The 17,544-nt window shown below is 67.9% G+C and carries 21 protein-coding genes and 3 pseudogenes; 11 read left to right on the plus strand and 13 right to left on the minus strand.

All coding sequences use genetic code 11. From position 1 onward, the window contains the following. The coding region (locus ACIBK0_RS50240; RefSeq protein ID WP_399096721.1) for a dihydrofolate reductase family protein at window positions 1-257 on the plus strand (257 nt) is incomplete at its 5' end. Here the strand turns inward: ACIBK0_RS50240 and ACIBK0_RS50245 are convergent. From ACIBK0_RS50245 to ACIBK0_RS50255, 3 genes are read right to left on the minus strand one after another with little or no spacing between them, the layout of a single operon-like run. Then, the gene (locus ACIBK0_RS50245) at window positions 213-650 is read right to left on the minus strand and encodes a transposase (RefSeq protein ID WP_399096724.1); all 438 of its coding nucleotides are present in this window, start codon (window positions 648-650) and stop codon (window positions 213-215) included. The genes ACIBK0_RS50240 and ACIBK0_RS50245 overlap by 45 nt on opposite strands. Before the next feature lie 2 nt (window positions 651-652). Beyond that, window positions 653-1,477 carry an ABC transporter permease gene (locus ACIBK0_RS50250; RefSeq protein WP_399096727.1) on the minus strand — a complete coding sequence of 275 codons (825 nt, stop codon included), beginning with the start codon at window positions 1,475-1,477 and terminating at the stop codon, window positions 653-655. Then, entirely contained in the window at window positions 1,474-2,394 is a 921-nt protein-coding gene (locus ACIBK0_RS50255; RefSeq protein WP_399096730.1) for an ABC transporter ATP-binding protein, read from the minus strand. The genes ACIBK0_RS50250 and ACIBK0_RS50255 overlap by 4 nt, the downstream gene beginning before the upstream one ends. Before the next feature lie 210 nt (window positions 2,395-2,604). Here ACIBK0_RS50255 and ACIBK0_RS50260 point away from each other — a divergent pair, with 210 nt between their 5' ends. After that, entirely contained in the window at window positions 2,605-3,780 is a 1,176-nt protein-coding gene (locus tag ACIBK0_RS50260) for a sensor histidine kinase (RefSeq protein WP_399096733.1), read from the plus strand. Beyond that, entirely contained in the window at window positions 3,777-4,439 is a 663-nt protein-coding gene (locus ACIBK0_RS50265) for a response regulator (RefSeq protein WP_399096736.1), read from the plus strand. The genes ACIBK0_RS50260 and ACIBK0_RS50265 overlap by 4 nt, the downstream gene beginning before the upstream one ends. A 216-nt stretch (window positions 4,440-4,655) precedes the next feature. Here ACIBK0_RS50265 and ACIBK0_RS50270 read toward each other — a convergent pair. Together ACIBK0_RS50270 and ACIBK0_RS50275 are read right to left on the minus strand one after the other, a co-directional pair. Next, window positions 4,656-4,916, minus strand: a pseudogene (locus ACIBK0_RS50270) (transposase); the annotation flags it as partial. A 114-nt stretch (window positions 4,917-5,030) separates the two neighbouring features. Then, window positions 5,031-5,171 carry a hypothetical protein gene (locus tag ACIBK0_RS50275; protein WP_399096739.1) on the minus strand — a complete coding sequence of 47 codons (141 nt, stop codon included), beginning with the start codon at window positions 5,169-5,171 and terminating at the stop codon, window positions 5,031-5,033. Between the two features lie 443 nt (window positions 5,172-5,614). Here ACIBK0_RS50275 and ACIBK0_RS50280 point away from each other — a divergent pair, with 443 nt between their 5' ends. Continuing rightward, window positions 5,615-5,902, plus strand: a complete 288-nt coding sequence (locus tag ACIBK0_RS50280) for a hypothetical protein (protein ID WP_399096742.1) — start codon at window positions 5,615-5,617, stop codon at window positions 5,900-5,902. Between the two features lie 90 nt (window positions 5,903-5,992). Here the strand turns inward: ACIBK0_RS50280 and ACIBK0_RS50285 are convergent, their stop codons facing one another. The 5 genes from ACIBK0_RS50285 to ACIBK0_RS50305 form a co-directional block, all read right to left on the minus strand. Next, entirely contained in the window at window positions 5,993-6,910 is a 918-nt protein-coding gene (locus ACIBK0_RS50285) for an NADP-dependent oxidoreductase (RefSeq protein ID WP_399096745.1), read from the minus strand. 233 nt (window positions 6,911-7,143) lie between these two features. Beyond that, window positions 7,144-7,527, minus strand: coding sequence for an MmcQ/YjbR family DNA-binding protein (locus tag ACIBK0_RS50290; protein ID WP_399096748.1), 384 nt, complete (start codon window positions 7,525-7,527; stop codon window positions 7,144-7,146). A 165-nt stretch (window positions 7,528-7,692) separates the two neighbouring features. After that, complete coding sequence (locus ACIBK0_RS50295) at window positions 7,693-8,340, minus strand: nitroreductase family protein (protein WP_399096751.1); 648 nt, start codon at window positions 8,338-8,340, stop codon at window positions 7,693-7,695. A 59-nt stretch (window positions 8,341-8,399) separates the two neighbouring features. Continuing rightward, window positions 8,400-9,224, minus strand: coding sequence for an isocitrate lyase/phosphoenolpyruvate mutase family protein (locus ACIBK0_RS50300; protein ID WP_399096754.1), 825 nt, complete (start codon window positions 9,222-9,224; stop codon window positions 8,400-8,402). An 80-nt stretch (window positions 9,225-9,304) separates the two neighbouring features. Then, entirely contained in the window at window positions 9,305-9,853 is a 549-nt protein-coding gene (locus tag ACIBK0_RS50305; RefSeq protein WP_399096756.1) for a carboxymuconolactone decarboxylase family protein, read from the minus strand. Between the two features lie 192 nt (window positions 9,854-10,045). On the opposite strand from ACIBK0_RS50305, the gene ACIBK0_RS50310 reads away from it, so the two are divergent. Further along, on the plus strand, window positions 10,046-10,699 hold the full coding sequence (locus ACIBK0_RS50310) for a TetR/AcrR family transcriptional regulator (RefSeq protein WP_399096759.1): 654 nt from the start codon (window positions 10,046-10,048) through the stop codon (window positions 10,697-10,699). A gap of 267 nt (window positions 10,700-10,966) precedes the next feature. Here the strand turns inward: ACIBK0_RS50310 and ACIBK0_RS50315 are convergent, their stop codons facing one another. Continuing rightward, window positions 10,967-11,881, minus strand: coding sequence for a DUF5996 family protein (locus ACIBK0_RS50315; RefSeq protein WP_399096780.1), 915 nt, complete (start codon window positions 11,879-11,881; stop codon window positions 10,967-10,969). Between the two features lie 253 nt (window positions 11,882-12,134). Here ACIBK0_RS50315 and ACIBK0_RS50320 point away from each other — a divergent pair, with 253 nt between their 5' ends. The 3 genes and pseudogenes from ACIBK0_RS50320 to ACIBK0_RS50330 all read left to right on the plus strand — a co-directional run bounded on the left by ACIBK0_RS50320 (window position 12,135) and on the right by ACIBK0_RS50330 (window position 14,257). Continuing rightward, on the plus strand, window positions 12,135-12,989 hold the full coding sequence (locus tag ACIBK0_RS50320; RefSeq protein WP_399096762.1) for an NmrA/HSCARG family protein: 855 nt from the start codon (window positions 12,135-12,137) through the stop codon (window positions 12,987-12,989). Between the two features lie 678 nt (window positions 12,990-13,667). Beyond that, a pseudogene (locus ACIBK0_RS50325) lies at window positions 13,668-13,825 on the plus strand (transposase); the annotation flags it as partial. A gap of 21 nt (window positions 13,826-13,846) precedes the next feature. After that, window positions 13,847-14,257: a cytidine deaminase family protein gene (locus ACIBK0_RS50330; protein ID WP_399096765.1), complete on the plus strand. Its 411-nt coding sequence runs from the start codon at window positions 13,847-13,849 to the stop codon at window positions 14,255-14,257. 79 nt (window positions 14,258-14,336) lie between these two features. Here ACIBK0_RS50330 and ACIBK0_RS50335 read toward each other — a convergent pair. Beyond that, window positions 14,337-15,153: pseudogene (locus tag ACIBK0_RS50335) on the minus strand (IS5 family transposase). 253 nt (window positions 15,154-15,406) lie between these two features. Then, a complete protein-coding gene (locus ACIBK0_RS50340) occupies window positions 15,407-15,802 on the minus strand; it encodes a hypothetical protein (protein WP_399096768.1) in 396 nt (131 codons plus the stop codon). Between the two features lie 744 nt (window positions 15,803-16,546). On the opposite strand from ACIBK0_RS50340, the gene ACIBK0_RS50345 reads away from it, so the two are divergent. From ACIBK0_RS50345 to ACIBK0_RS50355, 3 genes are all read left to right on the plus strand, one after another. After that, the gene (locus tag ACIBK0_RS50345; RefSeq protein ID WP_399096771.1) at window positions 16,547-17,032 is read left to right on the plus strand and encodes a DUF2975 domain-containing protein; all 486 of its coding nucleotides are present in this window, start codon (window positions 16,547-16,549) and stop codon (window positions 17,030-17,032) included. Then, entirely contained in the window at window positions 17,032-17,253 is a 222-nt protein-coding gene (locus ACIBK0_RS50350) for a helix-turn-helix domain-containing protein (RefSeq protein ID WP_399096774.1), read from the plus strand. Before ACIBK0_RS50345 ends, ACIBK0_RS50350 begins: the two co-directional genes overlap by 1 nt. 64 nt (window positions 17,254-17,317) lie before the next feature. After that, window positions 17,318-17,544, plus strand: a 227-nt coding sequence (locus ACIBK0_RS50355; RefSeq protein ID WP_399096777.1) for a hypothetical protein, incomplete at its 3' end; no start/stop codon positions are given.

Below are 17,544 nucleotides of genomic sequence, written 5' to 3' on the forward strand. Positions count from 1 at the left end.
TCTCCAGCGCACTGGACCAGGCCCGCGAGGCCGCCGGCGACCGCGACGTCCGCATCGCCGGAGGCGCCGAGACGATCCAGGAGTACCTGGACAGCTGCCTGATCGACGAGTTCTCGATCACCCTCGCGCCCGTGCTGTTCGGCACCGGCATCCGCCTGTTCGACCGCGTGGACCCGGCCCGCCTCGCCCTCGACCAGACCCGCACGGACACATCATCCCGGGTGACCCACCTGACCTACACCGTCGGAAAGCGGTAGCCGGCGCACCACGCCAGCCAGCTCCCACCCGAGTACGGGCACCGCTGCGCCCCTGTGGATAACCGGAATGTTTGCATCGCGAACTACGAGCCATATGGGCCATCCGCAGTTGAACGTGGTGGCCTGCTGGTTCACGGGTGAACGCCGCCGGGTTCGGCGGGCGCTGCGGAGCAGGGTACGGGCCTGGTAGTGGTCGGGGGTGCGGTAGCCGCGGCCGGTGCGCTTGATGTGCTTGATCGAGGTGTTCGCGGCCTCGGTGCGGGCGTTGGTGACCTGGGTTTCGGTGAAGGTCTCGATCTCGTCCCACCTGGCGTTGACGGTCTCCCACAGTCGCCAGGTCTCGTCCATGTCCGCGGCGAGGACGGTGACGCCGAGGAGTCCGCGGGTAGGCACGATCACACGTCGCGGCGCCTCACGACGAGAACGGCGAGTGTGACCGTGATCAGCGGCCAGAGCGTGTACACGATCCAGGAGCCGGGGACCGTGGCGGTGTAGCCCAGGGATCCGGGTTCCGGCCCCCAGGTCTGGATCAGGCGGTTCCAGGCGGCCGACACCAGCGCGTGTTTGATGTCCGCCGACCAGCGGCTGCTCTCCGAGAACATGGGGGGCAACATCACCAGGGTGAAGACGCTGGTGACCATGGTCGGGGCGGCATGCCGGAGCAGAACGCCGAGGCCAAGACCGACCAGGGCGCAGACCGGAGCCAGCAACGCGGATGCCACCAGCGCCCGGAACACCCCGGGGTGGGTGATGGGAACGCCGACATGGTGCCCGTCCAGGATGGCCTGGGAGACCAGGAAGGAACCGGTGGAGGCGGCCGTGCCGACCGCGGTCCACAGTGCGCCGGTGACGGCCGCCTTGGCCAGCAGGACCGAGCCGCGGGCCGGGACGGCCACGGTGGTGGTGCGGATCAGCCCGCTGCTGTACTCGCTCACGACGGTGAGGGCGCCCAGGCTGCTGGCGACGAGGATCAGCGTCCAGTATCCGGCCGGCGGATAGGCGTCGTAGGGCCGGAAATCAGCGGGATCGGAGGGCGCGGCCTTGTCCGTCAGCGTGGCCACGGCGGTGGACCCGATGACGAACAGGAGGGTGAGTGCGATCGTCCACGGTGTGGACCGCAGGGACCGTATCTTGATCCACTCGGAGGCGAGCAGGTCGCGGAAGCGGGCGGGCGGCGCGGTGACGGGGGTGGTCCGGGGGGCGCAGGTAAGCGTGGTCATCGGGGCTGTCCTGCCTGGTATTCGATGCTGTCGGCGGTGAGTTCCATGAACGCCGCCTCCAGCGAGGCGGTACGGGTGGTCAGTTCACCCAGCCGGATGCCGTTCTCGAAGGCGAGCGCTCCGATCCGGTCGGCCGGGAGCCCGGTCACGGCGAGTTTCTCGGCGCCCGCGGACCCCGCCGGCTCGACCGAGGCGCCCGCCGCCGTCAGCACGGCTGCCAGCTCGGCGGCCCGCGGTGTCCCCACCACGACGCTGCTACGGGTGCTACGGGCCGCGAAGTTTTGTACCGACTCGGCGGCGATGAGGCGGCCCCGTCCGATGACGACCAACTGGTCGGCGGTGTTCTCCATCTCCGACATCAGGTGGCTGGAGAGGAAGACCGTGCGTCCCTCGGCGGCCAGGCGCCGGAAGAGCCGGCGTACCCAGAGCACGCCCTCCGGGTCCATGCCGTTGATCGGCTCGTCGAACACGAGCACAGGAGGGTCGCCGAGCAAGGCGGTGGCGATGCCCAGCCGCTGCTTCATGCCGAGGGAGAATCCGCCGATGCGGCGGTTCGCCACCTCAGCCAGCCCCACCTCCTGAAGCACCTCGCCCGCCCGGCGCCGCGGGATGCCGTTGCTGCGGGCCAGAGCGGACAGGTGGGCCGCGGCGCTACGGCCGCCGTGGACCTGTCCGGCTTCCAGGAGGGCGCCGACGTGCCGCAGTCCGCGCGGGTGGCGGTGGAAGGGGACGCCGCTGACGGTGGCGGCGCCGGTGGTGGGCGCGTCCAGGCCGAGGATCATCCGCAAGGTGGTGGACTTGCCGGCTCCGTTGGGGCCGAGGAATCCGGTGACCTGGCCCGGTCGGACGGTGAAGGACAGATGGTCGACGGCCGTCTTGCTGCCGTAGCGCTTGGTGAGTTCGCTGACTTCGATCACGGCACCCACACTGCCGAGAGGAGCCCCGTCCGGGCATGGGGCCGTGGGCGGCAATCGGTGCGGCCGGATTGAACCGTGGGCGTACGTCTCCGGGCTGATGCCGCGCTGCTGGTGGCCCGGTTAGTCTCGCGGCGTGAACCCCATGACGACCATTCCGTTGCCTGCGCGCGTCGCGCACCGCTGCCTTGTTCCCCGGAGGGCACACCGCCGATGACGAGAACGAAGGCCGTTGCCTGGGCGGGGGGTGCCTCCTACCTCCTCGTGGTGGGTCTGCTGGTGGGGGCCGCACCGCGGGCGTCGGGCACGGTCCACGGTGTCGGGGCGCTGCTGGCTGTGAGCCTGCTCGTCGGTGTGGTGCGACGGATGCCGCTGCTGGCTCTGGCCATGGCACTTTGCGGATCCACTGCTGTGGTCGTGGGCCCTCCGAGTTCCGCCCATGAGAGCCTGGCAGCGTCGTACCAGGGCCAGTTCCTGTCGTATCTGGCGGTGGACCTCGTGCTGGGCTTCATCGTCGCCACCTGCACACGACGCGCTTCGACTGTTGCCGTGGCCGTGTCTTTCACCGTGCAACTCCTGGTGATCGGCGGCTTCGCGCACGGGGACGGCCTGGCCGTCAACGGGGTGATCGCCCTCCTGGCGTTGGCCGCATCCTGCATGGCCGGTCTGCTGAGTCGCGAGCGCCGCGAGCACGCGGTGGCGCTGCGGGCACAGGAGGTGGCCGAGGCGGTGACCGCCGAACGGCTGCGGATCGCACGGGAGTTGCACGACATGGTCGCGCACAGTATCGGCATCATCGCGATCCAGGCCGGTGTGGGCAGCCGGGTCATTCAGACCCAGCCGGCGGAGGCGCGCGAGGCTCTGCGCGCCATTGAGGCCACCAGCAGAGAGACCCTGTCGGGCCTTCGGCGCACGCTGGTGTCGCTCCGTCAGGCCGACCGGGGCGCGACCGCCTCGGAGCAGTCACCGCTCGCACCCACGCCGGGGCTGGCGGACATCGAACGGCTGGCGGCAGCGACCGCAGGCGCGGGGGTACGCGTCGACGTACGCCGCAGCGGGGAGCAGCGTCCCGTGCCGGCCGACATCGACCTGTCCGCCTATCGCATCGTGCAGGAGGCGCTGACCAACGTGGTCCGGCACGCGGGCACCGGGCGTTGCCGGGTGGCCATCGACTACGGAAACGAGGAACTGTCCGTGGAGGTCGTCGACGACGGGCGCGGCGCCACCGAGAACGGTTCGGCCCACGGCTTCGGCCTCATCGGGATGCGGGAGCGAGTCGGTCTGCTGGGCGGCCACCTCAGCATCGGACCGCGCCCTGAGGGCGGCTTCCGGGTGGCGGCCCGGCTGCCGCTGCCCGCACCCATCGGAGTTCCGGTGGAGGCCCGATGACCGTCCGTGTGGTGCTCGCCGACGACCAGCCGCTGGTTCGGTCCGGTCTACGTGTGATCATGGCCGATCACCCCGACCTGGAGGTCGTCGGTGAAGCCGCCACCGGCGCTGAGGCCGTCCAACTGGTCAGGGATGCCAGCCCCGACGTCGTGGTCATGGACATCAGGATGCCCGGCATGGACGGGATCGAGGCCACCCGCCTGATCACGACCGGTCCGGCAACCACGCGCGTCCTCGTCCTGACCACCTTCGACGAGGACGACCACGTCTACGGCGCACTCCGGGCCGGCGCAAGCGGCTTCGTGGTCAAGGACATGGCACTGGACGACATCCTCGCGGCGATCCGCGTGGTCGCCGCCGGCGACGCACTGATCGCGCCGGGTGTGACACGCCGTCTGATCGCGGACTTCATCGAGCGGCCCGCGGCTGTCCCGGAGCCCTCCCCACGGCCGGTCGAGGGCATCACCGAGCGGGAACGGGAAGTGCTGACCCTGGTCGGACGCGGCCGGTCGAACACCGAGATCGCCGAGGACCTCTTCATCACGGTAGCCACCGCCAAGTCGCACGTGTCACGGCTGCTCACCAAACTGGGCGCCCGGGACCGGGTCCAGCTCGTCATCACCGCCTATGAGATGGGGCTCGTCACCCTGCCTCGCTGATGGCGTCCCCAGCCCCCATGGTGTCGGAAATGCATGTCTTCGCCCCGCACCAGACCGACGATGCAGCCAACGGAAGAATCGCGCCCAGACATGCGAGCGAACCCACGCCAGACTCAACGCGATAGGGCAAGAAACCCGTCCTACGAGCCGATCCCCGGCGGCAGGCGCAGATCCTCGGCAAGGTTGTCGGCGTTCTAGGACGGCCTGGGTGCGGCGCTTGCCCTCGCCGTGGTAGCTCTCGGAAGCGCGGTGGATGGCTCGGCCAGAGATCGTGATGGCCAGGGCGGCTCCGCCGTCGGCCAGGTCGATGCCCCAGGTCACCACGTCGCCCAAAGCCAGTACGTCGGTGAGGAGTTCGAGCAGTTCGGGCTCGTCGTTGGCGACGCGTCGCGACAGCAACCGACAGCCGCTCTCGTCGATCGCGACGCAGTGATGGTGGGTCTTGTCTGCGTCGATGCCAACCCAGATCGCGGCCATGTGATACCTCCGTACTGAAGTCCGCACCTCGTTGCGACGCATCTTGAGCAAACGTCCGTCCTGACGCGGGGCTGCAGGGGAGTGGCCGCGGCCCCGCGTCAGGACCTCAACGCCTCAACGCCGGACGTGGATTGTCACCTGAATGCCTCCAGCGGCGCTCATCCCGCCGCCGATGACTCCGACGGCGGCGGCCGCAGGGGCGTGGCCGGCCAGGGCCAGGACGGCCACGGTGATGATCGATGCCAATCCGGTCATGGTGGTCACCTAGCGGAGAAGGCCGGCAGCGGGCCGAGTTGGGGGTGCTGAACGGTCGGTGGAGGTCATGGTTTCCGCCTCCTCACTGTGAGCTGTGGACGCATCCAGGTGTGGGCAGTGCGGTCGGCGGTTCGTGCGGGACAGTGTGGCGGCCGGTCATGTGGGGGGAGGGGGCCTCGCCGGGTGTGTGGCGGGCGGGACTTTCTCATACGGGCGTGGTTTGTCAAGCCCCGACATTCAGCGGCATGACGCGGTGGGGTGGCCGGGGCTTAATTGAGGCATGGGTTCACGCAGATCAGGTGGCCCGCCCGCCCCGCTGGGAACAGCCCTGCGGAGCGTTTTACGGGACATGAGTCCCGGCCGGAAGGCCCGCGGAATGTGGCAGGGCCCGTTCGGTAATCCCCCCTTTTTTCTTCTCGGCTTTTCCCACCGGAGGAATTCTCATGGCCCGCACGTCCTGCACCCGCCGTATCGCGATGCTTACCGCCTCGACCGCGCTGGCAGCTGGAGGTGCGCTGCTGCCCGCCACCGGCGCCTTCGCCGCGACCCCGGCACACGCCCCCGCCGGTGTCAGCACGATGGCCCACGCCCAGGGCCACCACGACCAGCACGACCAGCACGACAGGCACGGCAAGAACGGGAAGAACGGGAAGAACGGCAGGAACGGCCGCGGGGGTGTCGTCGTCATCATCAACAACACCAACACGAACACCAACACCAACACGAACTAGCACTTCTACGGAGGTAACCCGCATAGCGGGCCTGGCAGAAGCTCTCCGCCGGTGCCGGCGCACGCCAGTCGGACAGTGGCCATCCACTCCCTACGGGCGTACGCGGATGACTGTCTTCCCGCTGCGTCGCGTGGTCGGGTTAAGGGCACCAATGGCATCATCGAAGCTCGCGACGTCACCGATGTTTGTCCGCAGCCGTCCGTCCCGCACCCGCTGCACGATCTCACCCAGTTCGGCACGATCGGCCTCGACAACGAAGTCCACCGCCAGGCCGTCAGCGGGCCGCGCCTCGACCGGGCCGACGACGGACACCAGCGTTCCTCCGGCCTTGATCAGGGCAGCGGACCGCCTCTGAACGTCACCACCGATGACATCGAAGACCAGATCGACACCCCCGACGCCTTTCAGTGCGTCGTTCTCGAGGTCGACGAACTCATGCGCGCCGAAGTCGAGTACCTTCTCACGGTCGGCGGCGCGTCCGGTGCCGATGACGTAAGCCCCGGCCTCACGTGCGAGCTGGGTCACCATCGTCCCGACTGCCCCGGCTGCGCCATGGGCGAGAACGGTCTGGCCAGCCTGAAGGCGGCCGTGCTGGAACAGACCCTGCCACGCGGTCAGACCTGAGATGGGCAGGGACGCGCCTACCGTGAAGTCGACGTCGCCGGGCAGCGGCGCGAGGTTGCGTGCTTCGATCGCCACGTACTGCGCAAGGGTGCCGTCGCGGTGCCAGTCGGCGAGGCCGAACACCCGCTGCCCGACCGACAGCCCCGTCGTGCCGTAGCCGACGGCGGTGACCACTCCGGCCAGCTCGTGGCCGGGGATCGACGGAGTCCTGTCACGGCCGGCCCGATCGGTCCAGGTCGACGGCCACTCCATCTCAGTCGGGACGAAACCCGATGCATGAATCTGAACGATGACGTCGTTGATCGCTGCGGGCGGCTCAGGCCGCTCCGTCAGCGTCATCCCGGCCGTTCCCGCGGCCTGGTCGGTAACCACAATGGCTTTCATCGGGATTGTTCCCTTCCTCGTATGAGCTCATAACACGATCATGAGCGGTGCTTCTCCAGCCGCCTCCAGCAGATGAGGCTGCAGGCCAATGAGCCGCGTGCATCGTGAATTCGCAGGTCATGGGCCTGGTGTGCGTGGCGGTTCGGGTACTTGCGCCGGTCGGTGGCCGATCGCCAGTGCCGTGTCGCGCGCTCTGTCCTGGAGCTTCTCGCCGCTGATGCGCATGACGAAGGTCAGGCGCGGCGGCCGTAGGTGCGCGGATCCACGGGCTGCTCGGACTTGGGAAGCCCGCCGACCACGAGACGGTAGGAGTCGATCACGAGCTCCTTCACTAGCCTCTCGTCGATGGTGCCCCCGCCTTCCGCCGTGATCCAGTGCCTCTTGTTCATGTGATAACCGGGGGTAATGTCCGCGTACTGCTCACGTAGGGCTGCGGCGTCGTCCGGATCAGCTTTCAGGATCACGACGGGGCGCCCCGGCATGTCGGTCATGAGCATGAAGACCTTGCCGCGCACCTTGTAGACCTTCCAGTCGGGGCTGAAACGATGCTCCAGGTCGACGCCGGGCAGTCCCACAGTGCAGTCGCCCGCGAACCTCTGCAGCTCCTGTCCGTGCAAGGTGATCAACTCCTCTATCGATCCGAGTACCCTGACCGCCCGGCCAAGGCCCAAGGTGGCGCCTCCCGCATGGCCGCCACGAACGGCGGCGCCCACACGCCGGCAACCTCAACAAGATCGTTTACGAGCTCTATGTGTGGTGGGTTTTGGTTTCCGGTTGGGTGTTTAGATGAAGGTGAACAGCTGGTCGGCGTCGAAGCGCGAGATCGGCGTGGTGTACACCTTCGCGGGGTCGGGGTAGCCGAGGGCCAGCAGCACTGTCGTGGTGTGTCCGGTTTCGCGGATCTTGAACGCCTTGTCGACACTGGTCGGGTCGAACCCTTCGAGCGGCGTGGCGTCGACGCCGAGTTCAGCGGCCGCCATCATGGTCAGGCCCACCGCCATGTAGGTCTGCTTCTCCATCCAGTGGTTCAGGTCCTTGTAGCCGTAGTTGCGCAGGTTGAGGAAGTCTCGGGTCATTGATTCCCACAGCTCCTGCTTCGACGGGTCAGGGAACCGGCCGTCGGCCCTCTCCTTCGTGAACACTGCCTCGAGGTGGCTGTCAGGCACATCTGCCCGGGTGGTGAGGATGATGGTGTGCGACGCGTTCAGGATCTTCTCGCCGTTGTCCTGGAATCGTTCGCCCAGGTTGTTGGCGAGCCGCTCTTTGCCTTCGGGCGTGGCGAGGACGTAGAAGTGGTTGGGCTGTATGTTCACCGATGTCGGCGTGGACCGAAGAAACGTCAACAGTTGTTGAAGGGTTTCTTCCGGGATGGTCTTGCTGGGGTCGAAATACCTGGTGAGGTGCTTGTTCATGAGCTTGTCGAGGTTCATGTCGATCTGCCTTCTTCTTGTAATCAGTAGGTGAGGAGCGGTGGTTCGTAGGGTTTGGGCTAGTTCTTGCCGTGGGCAAGCAGTTCGCTGATGCGCTCGAAGCTGATGCCTGTCGTCGCGGCGGTGAGGTCGCCCGTGACGAGAGCCTTGGTGGCCTGTTCGAGTGCCTCCATTGCGTGGGTGTAGAGCGCTGGACCCATGCTGATGCGTTTGACCCCGGCCTTCTGTAGTTCAGCGACGGTCAGCACCTTGTCCGCCGGCGAGATGAGGGCGTTGACCGGTGTCGGCGCGACGGCGGTGACGATCGCGTCGAGTGCGTCGAGGTCGGGTGGGTACGGGGCGTAGAGCACATCCGCGCCGGCCTCGGCGAAGGCCGTCAGCCGCCGGATGGTGTCGTCGAGATCGGGCCGCCCCTGGATGAAGTTGTCGGTGCGGCCGGTGACGACGATGCGTCCCCTGGCCGCGTCGACGGCGCTGCGTATGCGGTTGACTGCCTCGTCGAAGTCGCGGATGGGTTGATCGGGATTGCCCGAGGTGTCTTCGATCCCGATACCGGCCAGGCCGGACTGGACGGCGGCTTCGACGGTCGCCGCGACGTCTTCGGGCGTGTCGCCGTAGCCGTCCTCGAAGTCTCCGTTGACGGGCAGCCCGGTGAGTCGGCCGAGCAGTTGTGCATGCTCGAGGTGCTCGTCGCGGGTGACTTCGTGACGTCCGTCGGACCGGCCGAGTGTGGCGGCGAGTGCCGCCGACGATGTCGCGATCGCCTCGAAGCCGGCATCGGCCAGCATCAGCGCCGAGAGGCCGTCCCAGGCGTTCGGCATGACGAGGCCACCGTCGCGGGTGTGCAGCGCCATGAACTTCTCATAGAGTTCGGAGCCCGGCATATCGAACCTTTCCTGAATGATCGTTGAGTCCGTGAGGGGTTTACCAGCTGTGTGCGCGGCCTCGACGGGGGTGCAGACGATCAGCCGGGCGTACCGGCCGAGCTGACGGCGGGGATGTCGATGTCGGTCTGGTTGACGTTGTTGATGAAGTTGGTCAGCAGGACCTGCACCGCCACCGTGACGATCGCCAGAATCTGCGGGTCGGTGTACCCGGCGCCTCGCACAGCCGCCAGGTCGGCGTCGCTCACCCGACCGCGGCTCTCCACCACCTGCTGAGCGAAACGAGCGACCGCGGCGCGCCTGGGATCGGTCGAACTCCCGGCCCGGGCCAGGTCGATGTCATCGCTCGACATGCCACCGAGTTCGGACGATACGTACGTGTGCATCGCCAGGCAGTAATCGCAACCGTTGGCTTGCGACACGGCCAGCGCGATGGTGTGCCGCGTCTTCGCGTCCAGAACCCGGCTCAAGGCGCCCTGCAGTGTCATGACGACGTCGAGGACGGTCGGGTTCGACGCGAGGGTCGCGAACATGTTCGGGACGAAACCGAACTGTGCGCCGACGTTGCCGAGGATGCTCTCCGCCCCGTCGGGGACGTCGTCAGGAGAGGGAACGTTCAGTCGTGACATGGCGAATCAGCCTCCGGTGAGTGTGTGAGAGGTCAGCGTCGAGCCCAGGTCGGTTCTTACTGCTTCAGAGGTCCAGTCCCCGTTGTGACTGCGGATTCTGGCGGCAGTTTTTTTGGGCTATCCGGCCCACTCTGCAGAAGTCAACACCACTCGACTCTGGGCTGTCAAGCCCAATCTGGGGTACCGTGAAGCATGACCACCACTACGGCAGCTCCGGCACCTCACAAGCTCACGTCCAAGGGGCAGGCGACGCGTGCCCGCATCCTGGAGCAGGCCGCTGAGCTCATCTACACCAAGGGCGTCCACGCCACGAACAACGAGCAGCTCCGCCGCGCTGCCGGCGTCAGCGGCTCGCAGCTCAACCACTACTTCCCGACCAAGGAGAGCCTCGTCCTGGCCGTGATCGCCTGGCAGGCCGAGCGCGTCCTGACGTTCCACCGCGGCGAGCGATTCGCCTGCTTCGACAACCTCGACGCGTTTCGGGCGTGGGCGGATTTCTACGCCGGCTACGAGCGCGCCTACCAGGAAGGCTGCAGCCTCGGCTCCCTGGCGAGCGAGATCATCAAGACGGACCTCGACGTCCACGACGAGCTCGCGGCTGCGTTCGACCGGTGGAGGGACATCTTCCGGGACGGAATCGAGCGCATGCAGCAACTCGGCCGCATCAGTGCTGACGCAGATCCCACACAGCTGGCCAATCTGCTCCTCGCCGCCTTCCAGGGCGGCACACTCCTCGCCCAGGTCGCGCGGGACATCGCTCCACTCAAAGATGCACTGCAGGCAGCCGTCGACCACCTGCAGACCTTCGCGACCACTCCCGACGCCGGCGTACCCCAAGCTCGGTAGCCGCTTCCACGCGTACGGGTCAACGGAGCTCGGCATTATGCGACGCCGCGGAACACTCCGCCGGCAAACGATCGCGCCCCGACCCCAGTGCCACACGCCGCCCGCATGCACCGTCACGGCCGGCTTGAACGCCTACCAAACGTGTAGATCTTGACATTGACGACGAGTCGTGAATGCTCGCTGCATCTCGACAACGGCGGTACACCGGGCGTGGCCCGCCCTCGTTAGATGAACGCCCGGGTAGCTCGCCGGGCCGCGCTCGCCCCTCTACCCGTGCTGCCGCCACCGGTTCGGGTCCGCTTCCAGGGCCGCCCGGTCCCAGCCGCCGTGTTCCGCGGCAGCCTCGTAGGTCGTGTGCAGGAAATCAGCCAGTGCCCTGTCCGGGTCTGGCGCAGTACGCACCGCCTCGTACGGCAGAAGGAACTGGCCGAAGTCAGGGTTGTAGAACGCGTCGGCCGGGGTGACCGGGTGATCGGCGAAGCCACCCGGCTCGGGATAGGCGTACGAGTAGAAGGCTCCCTCTTCACCGCCGCCGGGCCAGAAACCACAGCTGCTCAACTCGCGGGAGTAGCCCTCCACCATCACCCAGTCACCGCAGTTCGGGGCGCCGCCCGGATGCGGCGGCGCGGCCCGTCCTGAGAACCTTGTGCAGGCCAGGTCCATGGCGCCCCAGAAGAAGTGCACCGGGCTCACCTTGCCGGCGAAGTACGAGCGGAACTCCCCCAGCACCCGGTTGGCCTGCAGCAACTGCCGCCAGAAGAGCTGCACGGCCCTCGGGTCGTAGGAAGTGTGCCGGTGGTCTTCATCGAAGGGGATCGCCGGGTCCACCTCGTTGGGAGACGCCTGGATCTTTGTGTCGATTCCCAGCTCACTCAGGGCCTGCATCGTCTCGCGGTAGAAGTCGGCCACCGGCTTCGGCTCCAGGGCCACGCTGCGGTTGGCGCCGTCGCTGCTGCGGATACGCAGCTGGTGGTCGAGGAAGTCGAACTCGATGTCGAAGACCCCTGAGCGGTAGGGGATCGCCGAGGTGGTGAGGCCGCGCGGGCTGACATACAAGGTGACCTGCCACCAGTGATTGACCAGGGGCGCGTGGGCCAGCCGGATCTTGCCGACGATCTGGGTCCACATGTGCAGTGTGTCCCGGGTCTCGGTCCAGTCGGCGACGCGCAGACGCGGCCACATCGTCCGCGACGCCCCGTTGGAGATCACGGTCACAGCACACTCCTCCCAGCACAACCGGCCGATACCGACCACGCTGCCCTCGGCCGAAGAATCAGGCAACTCTGCAGGCAGCCCGGCGCGCCTCACCGGCCACCGGACCAGGACGCTTGCATGCTCCACGAGCAGCCGTGCGCCCGCAACACAAGGAGTGATCCAGCGGGCCGGTCTCACCAGCGGCGAGGCCCTTCGGGGCCGGCCGGAAGGAGCTTTCATCATGAATGTCGACCAGTCGGTACTGGTTCTCGGGGCGACCGGGGGACAGGGCGGCGCCGTCGTCAGCGCGTTGCTGTCCCGCGGTGCCGCCGTCCGTGGCCTGGTCCGCAACCCTCAATCCGCTTCGGCCCGGGGCCTGGCCGCCCGCAACGTCGAGGTTGTGGGCGGAGATCTCATGGACCGCGAGTCCCTGGCCTCAGCCATGCGGGGCGTAGCCGGTGTGTTCGCGATGACCACGCCCTTCGAGTCAGGACCGGCCGCCGAGATCGCACAGGGCCGGACCATTCTCGCCGCCGCCCATCATGCTCATGTGCCACATCTGGTCTTCAGTTCCGTGGCAGGTGCCGACCAGGACACCGGCGTGCCGCACTTCGAGACCAAAGCTGTCATCGAGCGGGAACTGGCCGCAGGCGAGGTGCCCTACACGATCCTGGGGCCCACCTACTTCTTCGACAACGCCCTCGGCGGCGAGGACCGGATCCGCCAGGGGGTGCTCGATCTGCCGCTGCCACCGGACCGTCCGCTGCAGCAACTGGCACGCCCCGATCTGGGCGAGTTCACCGCCGCCGTCTTCGCCGCGCCCGACGCGTTTGCCGGACAGCGCATCGAGCTCGCCGGCGACGCCCCCACGCCCGATGACATGGCGGCCGCGTTGAGCACGGCACTCGGTGGGACCGTTCGCCACAACGAAGTGCAGCTCAACGAGATCGGCAATGACGACATGCGAGCGATGTGGGCGTTCCTGCGTGGCCCTGGCTACCGCGTCGACCTGCAGGCGCTGCACGCCGCCCATCCCGAGCTGCGCTGGACGTCGTTCGCCGACTGGGCCGAAAACACCTTCTCAACGACTCCATGACAGGCAACCTTGTCCGCGGGTCCTTGGAATGGCCGACATCAGCCACCGCGTGGCGACAGCGCGGTACTGCTCCCGCTTGCTGACGCATCGCTCGACGGTACCGCGGCGGCGGTACCGGGCCTTGTCGAGGACCGGTGGACGTCCTCCGGCCCGGCCCTTCCGCCTGCGGTTGGCCCGCTGGTCATGGGGGCTGGCCAATGGTCGCCTTGATCCCCCGTCGCCGCAGACAAGTGCGGCGGTCGCGACGCGGACGCGATCCGGACGGCGGCGCGGTCGGCCGGGGCCGCGCCAGGCCGCTGGATCCGCAGGCTGCCGGCTGCCCGGGGGCTGTCGGCGAGCTGGCGGGCCGGTCGTCGGACGGCAGATGTATCTTGCGTCCGCCCCGCGAGCGTCCCAGCGCCTCCCGTCCATCGATCGCCACCTGGCCCTGACATCGTCCAAGAGCCATCACAAGCGCTCGGTGGACGGTGGTGAGACCGATGCCGAATCCCGTCGACGGCTTCCTCACACGGGGCCGGCCATCAGGCCGCCTGCTTCGAAGGCATCGGTCAGGTCCTCGATGGCGTCGGGGTTGTCGGCCGGGCCGGCCCGGGCGGCGTACTACGTGAAGACGGGCACGGTCTCGGTCGGCGTCGGACACGCACCGGCAGGCGCCCCGACCCGGAGTCCTGTGGCGGGTGGCGAACGCCGATCGAGGCCCAGTACACCGCCCTGCGCTACTTCACGCTGGACGGCAGCGACCACGCAGCATGATCCGCCGCTACATCATCTGGCGGAACAAGCACACCGCCGATATTCGCTTGCACACCATCGTCACGCGGGTCAACGTCGCCTGACACCCGACGGAGGCAGAGAAGATGACCACGCAGACCCACGACATCGACCACGAACTCATCCAGGCCGCAGCGCACATCGCTCGCACTCGCTGCCGAGGCGATAACCACACCATGGCAGCCGCAGCCCGCGCCAGCGACGGCCGGATCGTCACCGCGGTGAACGCCTACCACTTCACGGGAGGCCCCTGCGCCGAGCTGGTCCTCATCGGCGCAGCAGCCGCCCAGGGCGCCTACGAACTGGACACGATCGTCGCCGTGGGCGACCGCGACCGGGGGGTTGTTCCCCCGTGCGGCCGGTGCCGTCAGGTCCTTCTCGACTACTTTCCCGCCCTCAAGGTCATCGTCGGCGAAGATGACCGCGTCCGAACGGTCCTCATCACCGACTTGCTGCCCGAAAGCTACGTCTGGGCCGACCACCAGCTCGACGAGTAAGCCGCGCCACTCAGCACGAGCTGACACCGTCGGCCGACCACAGGGCGAACGTTGCATGATGCGGCACTAAGACGATGTCCTACGTGGTGAGGCGGATGAAGCGCTTGTAGCAGCAGATGGCGGCGGCGAGTCCGAGGAAAGCCAGGTAGTTGCGGGGATGGCGCTCATATCGAGGACTGAGTCGGCGGTAGCCGGACAGCCAGGACATGGTCCGCTCGATCACCCACCTTCGACGCCCTAATCGTTGGCTGGACTCGATGCCTTTGCGGGCGATGCGGACCCCGATGCGCTTGCCACGTAACCATCTGCGCAGGTCGGGCCTGTCGTAGCCTTATCCGCGTGCAGGCGCTGCGGCTTGAAGTAGCGGCCGTTGTGGGGGTCGTGTCTCGTTTGGTGACCCTCGATCATGGGCTTCAGGCCTTCGCTGTCGTGGACGTTGGCAGCGGAGACGCCGACGAGTAGGGGCAGTCCGTTCGCGTCCGACAGGACGTGCATCTTGGAACCCGGCTTGCCCCGGTCCACGGGGCTCGGAGCTGTGTGTTCGCCCCCTTTTTAGCGCGCACATGCGCGGAGTCGAGGACGACGCGGGAGACGTCGATCAGGCCGGCGTCGTCCAACTGGTGCAGGACCGCCTCGTGCAGACGGCCCCACACGCCGGCTCTCGACCAGATCATGAACCGACGGTGCGCGGTGGACTTCGATATCCCAAAGCACGGAGGCAGGGCCCGCCAGGCGCAGCCGCTGACTAGCACGTAGATGATCGCTGCGAACAGCGTCTCGTCAGGCGTATTCGCAGTTCCGCCACCCTGTGGCCGTACCCGGTCCTCCGGAATCAACGGCCGAGCGATCTCCCACAAGCCGTCAGGAACAATCCAACTCCACGTACCCCGCCCCATACACAGCCCAACGAGCGATCACCACGTAGGACATCGTCTAAGGGGCTTGGCAAGCCGCGGCGGCCGCGTTGGCGGGGCGTGGCTGCCGGTGCGGGGTGGCGGTGTATGAGGTGCGAGGGTGCAGCACCGTACGGGCGGGGGCGCTGCAGGGCGTACGCGGGTCGCGATCACGGGTCCATCGGAGACGGCGTATGGCCGGCCTCCGCAAAAATTTCCCGCCCGCCTCCCCCCCAAATTCCGGAATTCCGCGCGCTCACGCAGCGTCGCAGGAGGCTGACCTCCGGATCCCTTGATCCATCCATCCCGCGCTCCCGGGCCGGTATCCCATCTGTGCGCGGATCCGGTCGCTCGCCGGTAACTCAGGGTGGATGCTCGGACGCATCTCCACGATGGCGTCGGCGTCCTCGTCGTCGCCCTCCTCGTCGTGCCATAGGAAGATCCGCACGGACTTCGCCCGGTGAAGGCCGGCCGCCTTCCACTCGGCCATCAGCGCGGTGATGACGAGGGAGAGGGCGTACTGGGGGCCCTCGCTCGAATCGTCGGCGGTGATCGTGCCCCGCCACCGTTCGGGGTCGCTGCCGTAGGGGCGCCAACCCTGCGAGCCGTGCGGCTCGTCCACCCGGTACACCCAGTTGGTCTCGGTGCCCATGGCTCGATCCTGTCACCAAGGAGTCCCATGCGCCGTTTCGGATCGACGCCTGCCGAGCGTGGTTCGACCGGGTACAGCAACTGCCCCGACGTCCTGTAGCGAGAGGATGGCGACTTCCTCGTCATCGGGAAGCTCGCCCTCCTGGGGCTCAGCCTCGACGAGGGCACCGCGCTGCTGTCCCGGCTCAAAGAGCTGGGTACGTCCGTCGGCTACGACGAGACCGTGGTCGTGGTGCCCCGCGAGTGCGTGCTGGCCGCCGCGAAGCAGCTTCTCGCCGAGGGGCTCGTGGGCCGCCGGTGCTCCGGGTGGTGCCCCGGCGGCCGGTGCTCCGGTCGTTGGTTCCCGGGGTGGTGGTGGGAGTGCTGGGGTGGAATGCCGTGCGTGAGCGGCTTGGATTCGATGCTGCGCGGGAGGTTCCCTGGGGCGGGCGGTGTGCTGGGGGTGGGTGATCGGGCGGATGGGGTGGGTAGTAGGGGTGTCCGTGGCGCGAGAGTGCGCCGGGCGCTGGGGGAGGGGTGCGGGGGCCGGGGGCGGGTGGGGCTTCGGTGTAGTGGGGTGGCGTGCGATGTGTGCTCAGGCGAGGCCGGTTTCGGCAAGGTCAGGACGGTTTGCGTGAACGCCCTGCCATGGGAGGGGGTGGCGTCCCGACATGGTGTGAAAGCGCCGCCCATCCTCCGTCCCAGCTCTTGTTTAACCTATCGAGAGTCGATAGATTTCCGTCGTTACTCGATGGAGGGATGGGCCGTGGGAAAGCTGGCAGTGCGTGCGCTGTGCGTCGTGCTCGTGGTGGTGCTCGCCGGCACCGTGTTCGTACAGGCATTGATGGTGTGGGCGTTGGCCACCGACCCGGAGGACGGGTCGCTCCCGCTGACCCCGCTGCGCGTGGTCACGATCCTGGGCATGGTGTCGGCCCAGGTCGCCCTGGTCTGCGTAGGGCGGCTGGTGACGATGGTGCGACACGGAACCGTGTTCTCCCACGCCGCCTTCCGGTATGTGGACGCGGTGATCGGGGCGATCGTGGCGGCTGCCCTTCTGTGGTTCGCGGTCACGGCCCTCAATGCGCCGGGCCAGCGAGCCGACCCCGGCGTCACCGTCATCATGGGCGGGATTGGCCTGGCGATTTTGGGGGTCGCGCTCATCGTGCTCGTGCTGCGGATGCTGCTCGCCCAGGCCGTGGCGCGTGACGTCGAGGCGGCGCGGATGCAGGCCGAGTTGGACGAGGTGATCTGATGCCGATCGTCGTCGACATCGACGTGATGCTGGCCAGGCGGAAGATGTCCGTGGGTGACCTCGCGGACCGTGTAGGGATCACGCCCGCCAACCTGGCGGTACTCAAGAACGGCCGCGCCAAGGCGGTGCGCTTTGCGACCCTCGCCGCGCTCTGTGAGGTGCTCACGTGCCAGCCGGGTGACCTGCTGCGCTGGGAGGCTGAGGACGCCGCGGGCGGATGACGTGCCCCCGGGTGGGCGTGGAAACGCCTGGCCTCACCGGCTGGTGATACGGCGGGTGGGCGGCATGGACGTGGATCGCCGATCGCCCGCAAGCACTGTCCCGGCCCTGTGGGGCGGATTCCGGTTGGCCTGCACCGCACCGTCTGGGCCGGCGATCGCGGCCTGCGAGGCGTCGTACGGCATTCCCGAGGCGGACCTGACGCCGTGGCGGGCGAGGTCGCTGCCCGCGCTGCGCAGGGAGTTCAACGCCGTCAAGCACACCGACCCGCGGTTCGCCGCCTGGTGGCAGGA

The sequence above is a fragment of the Streptomyces sp. NPDC050564 genome (genome assembly GCF_044457265.1).
Taxonomy (GTDB): domain Bacteria; phylum Actinomycetota; class Actinomycetes; order Streptomycetales; family Streptomycetaceae; genus Streptomyces.